A 13,250-nucleotide genomic window follows, 5' to 3' on the forward strand; every position below is an offset into this window, starting at 1 on the left:
GACGCCTTGCGGCCGCCATTTTCTCGCAGGACAGCTACCGGCCATGCCTTCAGCACTGGAGGTGTGTGATGGTCCTGCCGGTCATGGCCCGCCGTTGCGCGGCGATGCTTCTTCCTCTTCTCATGCTTGCAGCTCTGCCGGCGGCGGCCCAGCGCGAATCGAGCGTGCCGCCGCTGCTGTTCCGCGATGGCGTGCCGACCCTTGCGCCGCTGGTCGATCGGGTGATGCCCTCGGTCGTCAGCGTCTCCGTGGTCCACAGCGCGCCGCAGGAGCAGAACCCGCTGCTGCGAGATCCGGTCTTCCGGCGGTTCTTCCAGCCGGATGACAAGGGACAGCGGCCGGCTCTTGCCGCTGGATCGGGCGTGATCGTCGACGCTGCCAACGGCTATGTGCTCACCAATGCGCACGTGGTCGCCAACGCCCAGCGCATCCGCGTCACGCTGTCGGACCGGCGCACCCTTGACGCGCGGCTGGTCGGCGCCGATCGCATCAGCGACATCGCCGTGCTGCGGATCGCGGCAGAGCGCCTCACGGCGCTGCCGCTGGGCGATTCGGACACGATCAAGGTCGGCGACTACGTGGTGGCGATCGGCAATCCGTTCGGCATCGGGCAGACCGTCACGGCAGGCATCGTCAGCGGCCTGAGCCGCAGCGGGCTGGCGGAAGGCAGGCTCGAGAACTTCATCCAGACCGATGCGCCCATCAATCCAGGCAATTCCGGCGGCGCCTTGATCGACCTGCACGGGCGGCTTGTCGGCATCAACTCGGCCATCATCGGGCCGTCGGGCGGCAATGTCGGCATCGGCTTCGCGGTGCCGACCAATATCGCGCACGCCGTGATGGGCCAGCTCGTGTCGAGCGGCAAGGTGCGGTACGCCCGGCTCGGCGTCGGCGTGACCGACCTGATCGGCGACAACCGCGGCACCGAAGGCGTGAACGTGACGCGCGTCGAGCCCGGATCGGGCGCCGACCGGGCGGGGCTGCGCAACGGTGACATCATCGTTGCGGTCGACGGCCGCCCGGTGCGATCGGCCGCCGACCTGCGCAGCCGCGTGGCACTGGCGCCGGTCGACTCGACGGTCAAGGTGGACGTGCTGCGCAATGACCGGTCGATGACGTTCGACGTGCGCCTGAGCGGCTTGTGACGCCGCCGCGCAGCGCGGGCCGCACGATCACCGCCTGCTCCAGTCCGCGATCATCCGCGCCCGCAGCGCCGGGTCGGGCAGCGGGCCGCTGCCGGCCTGCACATTGTCGGCCATATGCTCAGGCCGGCTCGTGCCCGGGATGGCGCATGTGACGGCCGGATGGGAGAGCACGAACTTCAGGAGCACCTGCGCCCAGCTCGTGCAGGCAATGTCACGCGCCCAGCCGGGCAGGGAGCGGCCGCGCAAGGCCGGTATCAGCCCGCCCCCGCCCAGCGGCCGGTTCACGATCACGGCGATGCCGCGCTCCGCCGCCAGCGGCAGCAGAAGCTGCTCGGCGGCGCGGTCTTCCAGCGAATAGTTGAGCTGCACGAAATCGATCGGCTCGGCCCGCATGACAGCCGCCAGGGCCTCGTGCGCGCCGGCGGTATAGTGCGTGATGCCGAGATAGGCGATACGGCCCTCCGCCTTCCATGCCCGCAGGGTCGGCAGGTGCGTCTGCCAGTCCACGAGATTGTGGATCTGCATCAGCTCCAGCCGCTGGCGCCGCAGGCGGTCCAGCGAGCGTTGCATCTGCGCGACCCCGGCGGCGCGGCCCTGCGTCCACACCTTGGTGGCGACGAAGGCGCGCTCGTGCGCCGACATTGCCGACAGCAGGTCGCCTACGACGTCTTCCGCCCGGCCGTACATTGGCGAGCTGTCGACCACGGCTCCGCCCGCGGCGAACAGGATGTCGAGCACCTCGCGCAGGCGGCTGCGCTCGGTATCGCCGGCGCCGACATCGAACGCGCGCCAGGTGCCGCAGCCGATCACCGGCAGCGCCGCGCCGGTGGACGGAATCGGGCGTGTCCGCATCCCGGAGGGCATCACGACCTCGGTGCCGGACTGGCGGGCATTCCCGTGAATGCCGACGATATTGGCAGCGGATGCGGCTTCATGACGGCTCCAGGGTGCGGCGCCTGTTCTTCCCAACCTTAGCCGGACCCGGTGATGGCGAAAACACGGCGCCATGGGTAAGGTCCGTCGCCAGCCGGATCGGCTCGTGACGTCGATGACCGTGAGAGAGGAAGCCATGACAGCGCCCGCCCCCAACCCGCCGATGGGTATCCTTGAACGCCGCCGGATCGAGGCCGAGATCATCAAGCCGATCTACGAGGAGATGAAGGCGGCCTTCGGCGAGGAGGCCGCCCGCGGCGTCCTGGAGCGTGCCGTGAAGAAGGCCGCGGTGGAGGCCGGGCGCCAGTTTGCGGCCCAGGCGCCGGGCGGCACGTCGATCGCCGCGTTCGCGGCGATCCAGCCGCTGTGGACGCAGGGTGATGCGCTGCGCATCGAGCCCGTGGCCCAGGACGAGAAGACCCTGGCCTTCAACGTCACGCGCTGCCGCTATGCCGAGATGTACCGTGCCATGGGCCTGGGCGAGATCGGCCATCTGCTGTCATGCAACCGAGACGGCACATTCATCGAGGGTTACGATTCGCGGATCAAGATGGATCGTACCCAGACCATCATGCAGGGTGCCAGCCATTGCGACTTCCGCTATCGGATGGCCGAAGACGGCAAGCCATAGCGGTCATCGGCGCAGCGGGTGTCGGGTTGTTGTTCCATCTTGCGAATCGCGGGGCGCAAAGGCCTTGCGCCACCGGCAACACGCCGCCAGCCTGACCCGGGGGTAGAACGGATCAATGCTCACGGTCGGGGAACTGGTGCAGGCGGTGGCGCAGCGGCTGGACGGCGTCGGCATTGCCGAGAGCCGGCTTGAGGCACGGCTGCTGCTGGCCGAGGCCGCGGACTGGACCTTGGAGAAGATCATCGCCGAGCGCGATTCGGCGGTCGAGGCGGGGATCGTGGCCCGTGTCGAGCGGCTGGCCGCGCGCCGGCTGGCCCGTGAGCCGATGTCCCACATCCTGGGCTGGCGCGAGTTCTGGAGCCTGCGCTTCCGGGTCACATCCGACGTGCTGACCCCACGGCCCGACAGCGAGACCCTGATCGAGGCGGTGCTGCGGGCCCTCCCGGACCGGGATGCGCCGCTGCGGGTCCTCGACCTGGGCGTCGGCTCGGGCTGCCTGCTGCTGTCGCTGCTGCACGAATTGCCGCGGGCCAGCGGCATGGGGGTCGACCGCAGTGCCCGGGCGCTCGTGGTGGCGCGTCAGAACGCGCGGGCGCTGGGCCTGGCGGGGCGGGCGGAGCTGCGGGCCGGCGACTGGGGCGAGGGCATCGAAGAGGTGTTCGATGTCGTGGTCTCGAACCCGCCCTACGTGCCCAGCGACGACATCGAGACGCTCGACCCGGAAGTGTCCGAGCATGAACCCTGGCTGGCGCTGGACGGCGGTGCGGATGGACTGGACTGCTATCGCCGGCTGACCGGCGAGCTCGGCTACCTGGTGCGCCCCAGTGGCCTCGTGGCCCTGGAGGTGGGCAAGGGACAAGCCGGCGCGGTCGGACGCCTCATCCGGGCCGCCGGCTTCACCGATCTGGCGGTGCGTGACGATCTGGCCGGGATTCCCCGTGTCGTCCTGGCGCGCCGTCCCATCACAGGTTGACGCGTGTTATATGCAGAAACAGCATCGGTCTGCGTGTGCCCGGTCCGTTTTCCCTGGGTCCCCCCGGAAAATTCGGTTGGCAACCTCTTGGGGAGGCTATACGTTGCGCCATCCGACAAGGGTGAGGGCTGGCTCGATTGGCTGGCTTACTGAACCCCTCCCTAATGTCCGTGACGGGGCCTGCATGAATGCAGGCGGAGGCAGATGTCGGATAGCGAGCGCCCGTCACGGCCGACGATCGGCAGATTGAATGCGACCCAACCATCAGCGGCGGCAACGCGGCCGCAACGGGAAGCCCAATAAGTTTCCCAACCGCAACCAGAGTTACGATAGCAACGGCCCGGATGTGCGGGTGCGGGGGACGGCTCACCAGATCTATGAGAAGTATCAGGCGCTGGCGCGGGAGGCGGCGACGTCTGGTGATCGGGTGATGGCGGAAGCCTATTACCAGCACGCCGAGCATTACTTCCGGATCATCCAGGCGCAGGGCGGCTTCGTGCAGCCGCGCTATCCGCAGCCCTGGGAGGACGCGGAGGCCAGCGAGGACGGCGGGCTCGGCGGCGACGGATCTGCGGCTGATTCAGGCATGGGTGGCGGCATGGATCCCGCCGACGGACCGCAACCCGGCGTTGACTATGCGCAGCAGGGTGGCGGCTCGTTCGCCCAGGGGGATGACTATCAGCCGCCGCGGGACGGCGCCGGCTACAACGGCGACGATCGCTATCGCGGCCGGGACGACAACCGTGGTGGTGACGGCCGTGGCGAGGGCCGTGGGTACGACCGGCGCCAGGATCGGCAAGATCGACAGGATCGCCCCGACCGGCAGGACCGGCGTGAGGACGACGGTGGCGGTAGCTTCGGGCAGCGCGGCGGCCGCCGCGACTTCGTGACCCGCTCCGAGCAGCGCTACCAGGATCGACAGGAACGCTTCGAGCGCCCAGCGGCTGCCGGCGAGGCGCGTCCGGCCGCTGCGGCGGCGGACAACGGCGTGGCGCCGAGCGAGCCGGCCGCCGAGGCGCCGCCGGATGCTCCGGTGGCGGATGCTCCGGCGCCGGATGTGGCTGCCGCTGACGGCGCCGCGGCGGACAACCGCGGTCAGCGGGAAGGTCGTCCTTTCCGACCGCGGCACCCGCATTTCCGTCGCTTCCGCGGTGGTCCGCGCGGGCAGAACGGCGTCGACCCGGCGCAGCAGGATCAGCCGGAATTAACGGGAACGAGCTCAGGCGGCTCCGGCAGCGGCACCTGAGTCCTGCCATTCCGGTTCGAGCATGCGGGCGGCCCCTTGGGCCGCCCGTTGTCGTTGGGGGCATGGCGGCTTCGCATTCCATGTCAACCATGAGGTCTTGTCGCCGCCGAGAGCACCACCATATGAAAACGTGGATGCCTCTAGTGGGGTCCACCCGATCGCCCGCCGCTTGACGGGGGCTCTCGAGAAAGGGTGTCGTATGGACCAGGAAAAATACACCGACCGCGTGCGCGGTTTTCTGCAGAATGCCCAGATGCTGGCGCTGCGGTCAGGCCATCAGCGGTTCGTTCCCGAACACATTCTGAAAGTGCTGCTGGACGACGAGGAGGGCCTTGCGGCCAACCTGATCTCGTCCGCCGGCGGCGATCCGCGGCTGGCGCTGCGCGAGACCGAGGCGGCGCTGGCAAAGCTGCCCAAGGTCGAGGGCGCCGGTGCCGGCCAGATCTATCTGGCGCCGGAGACCGCCCGCGTCTTCGAGCAGGCCGAGAAGCTGGCCAAGAAGGCGGGCGACAGCTTCGTGACCGCCGAGCGGCTGCTGCAGGCATTGACCATGGCCAGCGGCACCGAGGCGGCTGCGGTGCTCAAGCGCGCCGGCGTCACGCCGACCGCCCTCAATGAGGCCATCAACACGCTGCGCAAGGGCCGCACGGCGGACAATGCCGGCGCCGAGGGGGCCTATGATGCGCTGAAGAAGTACGCGCGCGACCTGACCCAGGCAGCCCGCGAGGGCAAGCTCGACCCGGTGATCGGCCGTGACGAGGAGATTCGCCGCACCATGCAGGTGCTGAGCCGGCGCACCAAGAACAACCCGGTGCTGATCGGCGAGCCTGGCGTGGGCAAGACCGCGATCGCCGAAGGCCTGGCGCTGCGTATCGTCAACGACGACGTGCCCGAGTCGCTGAAGGGCAAGCGCCTGATGGCGCTCGACCTGGGCGCGATGGTGGCCGGCGCGAAGTACCGCGGCGAGTTCGAGGAGCGCCTGAAGGCCGTGCTGTCGGAGATCGCGGCGGCCGAGGGCGAGATCATCGTCTTCATCGACGAGATGCACACGCTGATCGGCGCCGGCAAGGCCGACGGCGCGATGGATGCGTCCAACATGCTCAAGCCGGCGCTGGCGCGCGGCGAGCTGCATTGCATCGGCGCCACGACCCTGGACGAGTACCGCAAGCACGTCGAGAAGGACGCGGCGCTGGCGCGCCGGTTCCAGCCGGTGTTCATCGCCGAGCCGACGGTCGAGGACACGATCTCGATCCTGCGCGGCCTGAAGGAGAAGTACGAGCTCCACCACGGCGTGCGCATCGCCGATGCCGCCATCGTGGCTTCAGCGACGCTGAGCCATCGCTACATCACCGACCGCTTCCTGCCGGACAAGGCGATCGACCTCATGGACGAGGCCGCCAGCCGCATCCGCATGCAGGTCGACAGCAAGCCCGAGGACATCGACGAGCTCGACCGGCGCATCCTGCAGCTGCAGATCGAGCGCGAGGCGCTGAAGAAGGAATCCGACGCGGCTTCCAAGGAGCGCCTGGGCAAGCTCGAGAAGGAGCTGGTCGAGCTGGAGCAGAAATCGGCATCGCTGACGGCGGCGTGGAAGGCGGCCAAGGACAAGCTCGCCGACTCGCAGAAGATCAAGGAGCAGCTCGACAAGGCGCGCGCCGATCTCGAGATCGCCCAGCGCAAGGGCGAGCTGGCCAAGGCCGGCGAGCTGGCCTATGGCGTCATCCCCGACCTGGAGAAGAAGCTGAAGGCGGCCGAGCAGGTTGATGCCGGCAACGGTGCGCGGGCCCTGAAGGAGGAGGTCACGGCAGAGGACATCGCGGCCGTCGTGTCGCGCTGGACCGGCGTGCCTGTCGACAAGATGCTGGAAGGCGAGCGCGCCAAGCTGCTGCGCATGGAGGCCGAGCTGCACAAGCGCGTGATCGGCCAGGACGAGGCGATCGTCGCGATCTCCAACGCCGTGCGTCGCGCCCGCGCCGGCCTGCAGGACCCGAACCGGCCGATCGGCTCGTTCCTGTTCCTGGGCCCCACCGGCGTCGGCAAGACCGAGCTGACCAAGGCGCTGGCCGCGTTCCTGTTCGACGACGACCAGGCGATGGTGCGCATCGACATGTCGGAATACATGGAGAAGCACTCCGTGAGCCGGCTGATCGGCGCGCCGCCGGGCTATGTCGGCTACGACGAAGGCGGGGCGCTGACCGAGGCCGTGCGCCGGCGCCCCTACCAGGTGGTGCTGTTCGACGAGGTCGAGAAGGCACATCCCGACGTCTTCAACGTGCTGCTGCAGGTGCTCGACGACGGCCGCCTGACCGACGGCCAGGGCCGCACGGTCGACTTCAAGAACGTGCTGATCGTGCTGACCAGCAACCTGGGCAGCGAGCATCTGGCGGCGCTCAAGGACGGCCAGCCGGCCGAGCTGGCGCGCAGCAAGGTGATGGAGGACGTGCGCCGGGCCTTCCGGCCGGAATTCCTCAATCGTCTCGACGAGGTGCTGCTCTTCAACCGGCTCAGCCGCGCCGATATGGGCGACATCGTCGATATCCAGCTCGGCCGCCTGGGCAAGCTGCTCGAAGCGCGCAAGCTGACCTTGGACGTCGACTCTGCGGCGAAGACCTGGCTGGCCAACGAAGGCTACGACCCGATCTACGGCGCACGTCCGCTGCGGCGTGTGATCCAGCGCAGCCTGCAGAACCCGCTGGCGCAGCTCATCCTGGAGGGTGAGGTGCGTGACGGGGATACAGTGAAGGTCACGGTCGTGAACGGCGAGCTCAGCGTCGCTGGCCGTATCGTCAATGTCGGCGACGTCGGCACGCTGGCGGCCGAATAGACACCACATCGAGGCGTCTTTTGTGCTCCCGCCGGGCTTGGCCCGGCGGGATGCTTTTTGCCGTCCCGGCCGAGCTTTAAATTTATTATTGATTTTCAACCCCTTGGTGACCAAACTGTCACAGTTTGGTCACCGCGTAGCGAGGATGCCGAGGCAGGTGGCGTGTTGCGTTTCGGGCATCGTGTGGGATGATTCGAGCGTCATCGTGTGACGGCCACGCCGCAAGGCCGGAACCGACTCGCCATGTTGGTTCACCGAGAGAGCCGGGGGGTCATGTCGTCCCATTCATCGCGTTTTTGGGGATCTCGACCATGAGCAACTTCGCCAGGGCTGGTGCCGTCGCACTGGTCGCCTCCACGCTTGCGACCGCGGGGTGGTCCACGAAGGCCGAGGCCCAGTCGCAGCCGCGGCCGGACGTGCAGGAGCCGCGCAAGGGCGAAAGCTATGAGCCGATCGGCATTCCCGTGGGCGGCTTCCGCCTCTTCCCGGTGCTGGAGCTGATCGAGCAGTACAACACCAACATCTTCGCGACGGAGCATGACAAGAAGGACGACCTGATCACGATCGTGCGCCCCTCGCTCGAGTTGCGGTCGAACTGGAACAACCACATGCTGAACCTGTTCGCTTCGGCCGGGTTCGGGATCTACGCCAGCCACAGCTCCGAGGACTACAAGGATTTCCGCGTCGGCTTCGACGGACGGCTCGACATCCAGCGCAACTGGTATCTCTACGGCGGGGTGCAGTTCAATCACCTCCATGAGGATCGCGCTGACCCCAACGCCACGTCATCCGGCAAGCTGGACGAATACAACCAGCTCTCCGCCAATCTCGGCCACTACGTGAAATTCAACCGCCTGAGCCTCAAGCTCGACGGTCGCATCGACGATATCACCTACACGAACAACAAGAGCGCCACCCCCGACACGATCTCGAGCCGCGACCGCGACCGCACCGAGTACACCGAGTCGCTGCGGGTGGCTTACGAGTTCATCGACAACTACGAAGCCTGGGTGCAGGGCGGTCTCAACCAGCGGGTCTATGACCGCAAGGTCGATAGCGGCGGGTTCCGCCGCAGCTCGAACGCGTGGGAGGTCCTTGCCGGCGCCACCATCGACTTCGGCGGCATCACGCAGGTCGAGTTCTTCGGCGGCTATCGCGACCAGAACTACGATGATCCGCGGTTCGGACATCTTCGCGGCCCGATCTTCGGGTTGACCGGCACCTGGAATCCGCTGGTGCCGCTGTTCGTGAAGCCGTTCGTGAAGCGGACGATCGAGGAGACCGTGTCCACGTCCTATATCGGCTACTGGGCCACGATCTTCGGGGTCACGGTCGACTATGATCTGCGGCCCAACATCAAGCTCACCAGCTCCTTCAGCTATACGATTGCCGACTACAAGAAGACCAAGAGTGCCGTGGGCGTGACCAACCGCAGCGACGACTACATCACCTTCGAGATCGGCCTGCGCTACCTGCCGACGGAGAATTTCTTCATCGGGCCGAGCTACCAGTTCTCCAACCGCAATTCCAACCTGCCCGATACCGATTTCGGCCGGCATCTTTTCTCGATTCGCATTGGCGCCCAGCTATAAGGGTGGATGAGCCGGCCGCCGCCCGCGCGGCCGGCGCGTGTGAACACAATCGATGCTGGGTTGGTTCAACAGATCGCGCGCTCAACCCGTGTCCCGGATGCCCGACGGCACGCGGCTCTATGCCGTCGGCGACATTCATGGCCGCGACGACCTTCTCGACCGGCTGCTTCAATCGATTGCGCAGGATGCGGCGGCGGCGGCGCCGGACGTCCGCCGGGTGCTGGTCTATCTCGGCGACTATGTCGACCGCGGCCTGGGGTCCAGGCAGGTGATCGACCGGCTGCTGGATCCACCGCTGCAGGGTTTCGAGACGGTCCATCTGCTGGGCAATCACGAGGAAGCGTTCCTGGGCTTCCTCGAAGGCATGCCCATCGCCTTTGACTGGTTCAAGTACGGGGGGCTGGAAACCCTGTATTCATACGATGTGCCAATACCCCGCCGGGCATCCGGGCCAAGGGACATCGACGCCTTGCGGCGCTGTGCGGTGGCGGCGGTCCCGGCGGCGCATGTCGATTTCCTGGGGGGGTGCAAGCTGTGGCACGTGGAGGGCGACTACGCCTTCGTGCATGCCGGCATCAAGCCGGGCGTGCCGCTCGAACACCAGCGGCCCGACGATCTGCTCTGGATCCGCGACGAGTTCCTGACGTCTCGCGCCGATCATGGCGGCAAGGTCGTGGTCCACGGCCATACGATCTGCGAGCGGCCAGAGATCCGGCCGAACCGGGTCAACATCGACACCGGCGCCTATGCCAGCGGACGCCTGACATGCCTCGTTCTCGAAGGAACGGACCGGCGATTCCTGACCACCTGAGCCGCTGCCGGGCACACCCGGGCATCCGCCCGCGATGGACCAAAAAGTTAGCGCGCGCTCATGTTATCCTCTTTTCAGAATGGCAGCGTTCGCGCACTATGATGCCGGCGTCGGATGGGGGCCCCGGAAGACGCGGCACCGGACGGTGTTGTGTCCGTGCCGTCGGTCAAGGGAATAGGGCAGGACATGGGGACGAACAGCCGGGTCGTGTGGTCGGAGGGGATGTTCCTCCGGCCGCAGCACTTTCAGCAGCAGACGCGGCACGTTGACCGCATCATGCACCAGCGGGTGTCCGCTGTGCGGTCGTTCGGCTGGGGCGTGTCCGAATTCCAGGTCGACAAGGCGGCGCTGAACATCGGCAAGTTCGCCCTGGCGTCCGCCGCTGGCGTGCTCGACGACGGCACGCCTTTCGCCATCCCCGACGACGTCCCGCCGCCAGTGCCCATCGACGTGCCCGAGCAGACCCGCAACCAGCGGGTCTGCGTGGTGCTGCCGCTGGCGCGCGCCGGCATGCCCGACACGGTGCTGGGCGACCGCGATGACGTCGCGGCCCGCTACGCCGCGGGCGACTACGATGCCGCCGACTCCATCGTCGGCAGCGACGTCGTGGCACCGGTCAACGTCGGCCAGCTGCGGCTGCGCTTCGCGATCGAAGGCTTCGGCGATCTCGGCGGGTTCGCGGCCCTGCCCATCGCCCGGATCGTCGAGGTGCGCGGCGACAGCAAGCAGGTGATCATCGACGATCAGTATATACCGCCCTGCGTGACGATCGCCGCCTCCCAGCCGCTGAGCTCGTTCGCTGTCGAGCTGCATGGTCTGCTGCATAACCGCGCCGAGGCGCTGGCCGCGCGGCTGGCCCAGCCCGGCATGCGTGGCGCCATGGAAATGGCCAACCTGCTGCTGCTGCAGATCGCCAACCGGTACTCGCCGCTGGCAGCGCATATCGCGCAGACGCCCACACCGCACCCGCAGGACTGGTACGGGTTGCTGGTCCAGATGGCGGGCGAGCTGGCGACCTTCACGTCGCAGCGCCGCCGGCCGGTCGAATTCCCGACATACCGGCATGATGACCTGCAAAAGGTCTACGAGCCGGTGATCGCCGCGCTGCGCCAGGCTCTGTCGGTGCTGATCGACACGGGCGCCGTGCAGATCCCGCTGCAGGAGCGTCGCCACGGCGTGCATGTCGGCGTCATCAACGACAAGACCCTGCTGCGGTCGGCACCGTTCATCCTGGCGGTGCGCGCGGAGGTCTCGCCCGACTCCACGCGCCGGACCTTCCCGACCGTCGTCACGATCGGGCCGGTCGAGCAGATCGTCCAGCTCGTGAACACGGCCCTGCCCGGCATCAAGCTGTCGGCCTTGCCGGTGGCGCCGCCGCAGCTGCCGTTCAACGCCAGCACGGTGTATTTCGATCTCGATCGCTCGAGCGAATTCTTCCGCAACCTCGCGACGTCCGGCGGCATCGCCCTCCATGTCCAGGGCGAGTGGCCGAAATTGCATATGGAACTCTGGGCCATCAAGCAGCAGGCTTGACGGCGGGAAAGGCACACATGGCCGGCAATCCCAACGATCCGTTCGGCGACAGCGCGGGCGAGAACCGCACGGTCGTGCGTCCTGGCATCAACCGGCAGCAGCCTGGCCCGGCGGCGCCGGTTGGATCGCCCTATCAGCAGGCGCCGACCCCGCCGCCCTATCAGCCGGCGCCACCCCAGCAGCAGCCTTCCTTTGATGCGCCGCCGGCCTATCAGGCGCCACCGCAACAGCAGCAGCAGACAGCCTATGCGCCCCCGCAGGGCGGGTTGCTGGCCGCTGCCGCGGCAGGTGGTCGTGGCGGGACCTCGATCGACGTCAATGACCTGTCGCGGGGCACGGGCTCGCCGCTGGCGGCCGCGGCCGTGCCGCTGCTGGGACTGTCCGCCCGGCTGCGGGCGATGACCGGTCAGGTCGATGTCAACGCTGTGCGCGAGAGCGTCTATCAGGAGCTGCACGGCTTCGCCAAAGCCGGCCGCGAAGCCAATGTCCAGCCGGAGATCCTGCGCGCGTCGCACTACGCGGTGGCGGCCACCATCGACGACGTGGTGATGAACACGCCGTGGGGTGCCCATAGCGGCTGGAACAAGCGCACCATGGTCAGCGCCTTCCACGGCGACGTGGAAGGCGGCGAGCGCTTCTACGCCTATCTCGAGCGCATGACGCAGGCGCCGTCGGTCAACCGGCCGGCGCTGCAGATCATGTACGACTGCATGTCCCTGGGCTTCGTCGGCCGCTATCGCCTGCGCGCGCGCGGCCCGGCCGAGCACGACCAGGTGCGTGAGAAGGTATGGCAGATCCTGCGCGGCGTCGCTGGCCCCGTGGAGCGCGAGCTGTCGCCGGACTGGCGCGGCGTGGACGCGCCGGCGCGCCTGGCCGAACGCGTCATCCCGGCATGGCTGGTCGCGGCCATCGCCGCCCTGCTGGCGTTTCTCATCTTCGGCGGCCTGCTGATCGCCCTCTCGGTGCGCGCCGACGCCACCAACGGGCCGTTCTCGCGGCTGCTGCTGCCCAGCGAGATCAAGCTGCCGATCTCGCCCAACCAACCGCCGCCACCACCGCCGCCGCCGCCGGACACCCGCATCGTCCGCTTCCGGACCCTGCTGAAGCCGGAAATCGACGCCGGCAAGGTGTCGGTCGACCAGCAAGGGCCGGTGCTGCGCGTCACGATCAACTTCAAGGACATGTTCCCATCCGGCGAAGCCACGCTGCGCCCCGAGCTGGATGCGTTGCTGACCCGCATCGGCCAGGAGCTGAAGACGCCGGAAGGTCTGGGCAACGTCGAGGTCATCGGTCATACCGACAACGACCCCATCACCGGCGTGCTGCGGCTGCGGTTCCCCGACAACATGGCGCTGTCCAAGGCACGTGCCGACAATGCCGCCAGGGCGATGATCGCCCAGTCGGGCAGTCCGGAGCGTTACAAGATCATCGGCAAGGGCGAGACGGCACCGATCGCCGATAACGCCACCGCCGATGGCAAGGCCAAGAATCGTCGCATCGAGATCCGCCTGATCCGGCCCGAGTGACATCGGCGTCGCGATCGGCACGCAAGGAACGAGTCC

The 13,250-nt window shown here is 67.8% G+C and carries 10 protein-coding genes; 9 read left to right on the forward strand and 1 reads right to left on the reverse strand.

The window, feature by feature from the left end; all coding sequences use genetic code 11:
* Positions 1–68 precede the first annotated feature (68 nt).
* Entirely contained in the window at positions 69–1,145 is a 1,077-nt protein-coding gene (locus tag FHP25_RS10260; protein WP_218578315.1) for a trypsin-like peptidase domain-containing protein, read from the forward strand.
* A 27-nt stretch (positions 1,146–1,172) separates the two neighbouring features.
* Here the strand turns inward: FHP25_RS10260 and FHP25_RS10265 are convergent, their stop codons facing one another.
* Positions 1,173–1,997 carry an aldo/keto reductase gene (locus FHP25_RS10265; RefSeq protein ID WP_147846836.1) on the reverse strand — a complete coding sequence of 275 codons (825 nt, stop codon included), beginning with the start codon at positions 1,995–1,997 and terminating at the stop codon, positions 1,173–1,175.
* A gap of 217 nt (positions 1,998–2,214) precedes the next feature.
* Here FHP25_RS10265 and FHP25_RS10270 point away from each other — a divergent pair, with 217 nt between their 5' ends.
* The 8 genes from FHP25_RS10270 (at position 2,215) to icmH (ending at position 13,214) form a co-directional block, all read left to right on the forward strand.
* On the forward strand, positions 2,215–2,709 hold the full coding sequence (locus FHP25_RS10270; RefSeq protein ID WP_231712275.1) for an L-2-amino-thiazoline-4-carboxylic acid hydrolase: 495 nt from the start codon (positions 2,215–2,217) through the stop codon (positions 2,707–2,709).
* A 115-nt stretch (positions 2,710–2,824) separates the two neighbouring features.
* Positions 2,825–3,682, forward strand: coding sequence for a peptide chain release factor N(5)-glutamine methyltransferase (gene prmC, locus FHP25_RS10275; RefSeq protein WP_147846837.1), 858 nt, complete (start codon positions 2,825–2,827; stop codon positions 3,680–3,682).
* A 250-nt stretch (positions 3,683–3,932) separates the two neighbouring features.
* Positions 3,933–4,928 carry a DUF4167 domain-containing protein gene (locus FHP25_RS10280; protein ID WP_147846838.1) on the forward strand — a complete coding sequence of 332 codons (996 nt, stop codon included), beginning with the start codon at positions 3,933–3,935 and terminating at the stop codon, positions 4,926–4,928.
* A 199-nt stretch (positions 4,929–5,127) separates the two neighbouring features.
* Positions 5,128–7,752, forward strand: coding sequence for an ATP-dependent chaperone ClpB (gene clpB / locus FHP25_RS10285; protein ID WP_147846839.1), 2,625 nt, complete (start codon positions 5,128–5,130; stop codon positions 7,750–7,752).
* 311 nt (positions 7,753–8,063) lie between these two features.
* Positions 8,064–9,344, forward strand: a complete 1,281-nt coding sequence (locus tag FHP25_RS10290; RefSeq protein WP_178133439.1) for an outer membrane beta-barrel protein — start codon at positions 8,064–8,066, stop codon at positions 9,342–9,344.
* Between the two features lie 97 nt (positions 9,345–9,441).
* Positions 9,442–10,155, forward strand: coding sequence for a metallophosphoesterase family protein (locus FHP25_RS10295; protein ID WP_231712276.1), 714 nt, complete (start codon positions 9,442–9,444; stop codon positions 10,153–10,155).
* A gap of 186 nt (positions 10,156–10,341) precedes the next feature.
* Positions 10,342–11,688: a type VI secretion system baseplate subunit TssK gene (gene tssK, locus FHP25_RS10300; protein WP_147846842.1), complete on the forward strand. Its 1,347-nt coding sequence runs from the start codon at positions 10,342–10,344 to the stop codon at positions 11,686–11,688.
* Positions 11,689–11,705: 17 nt separating this feature from the next.
* A complete protein-coding gene (gene icmH / locus FHP25_RS10305) occupies positions 11,706–13,214 on the forward strand; it encodes a type IVB secretion system protein IcmH/DotU (RefSeq protein WP_147846843.1) in 1,509 nt (502 codons plus the stop codon).
* Positions 13,215–13,250: the final 36 nt, after the last annotated feature.

This window comes from Vineibacter terrae (assembly GCF_008039615.1).
Classification (GTDB): domain Bacteria; phylum Pseudomonadota; class Alphaproteobacteria; order Reyranellales; family Reyranellaceae; genus Vineibacter; species Vineibacter terrae.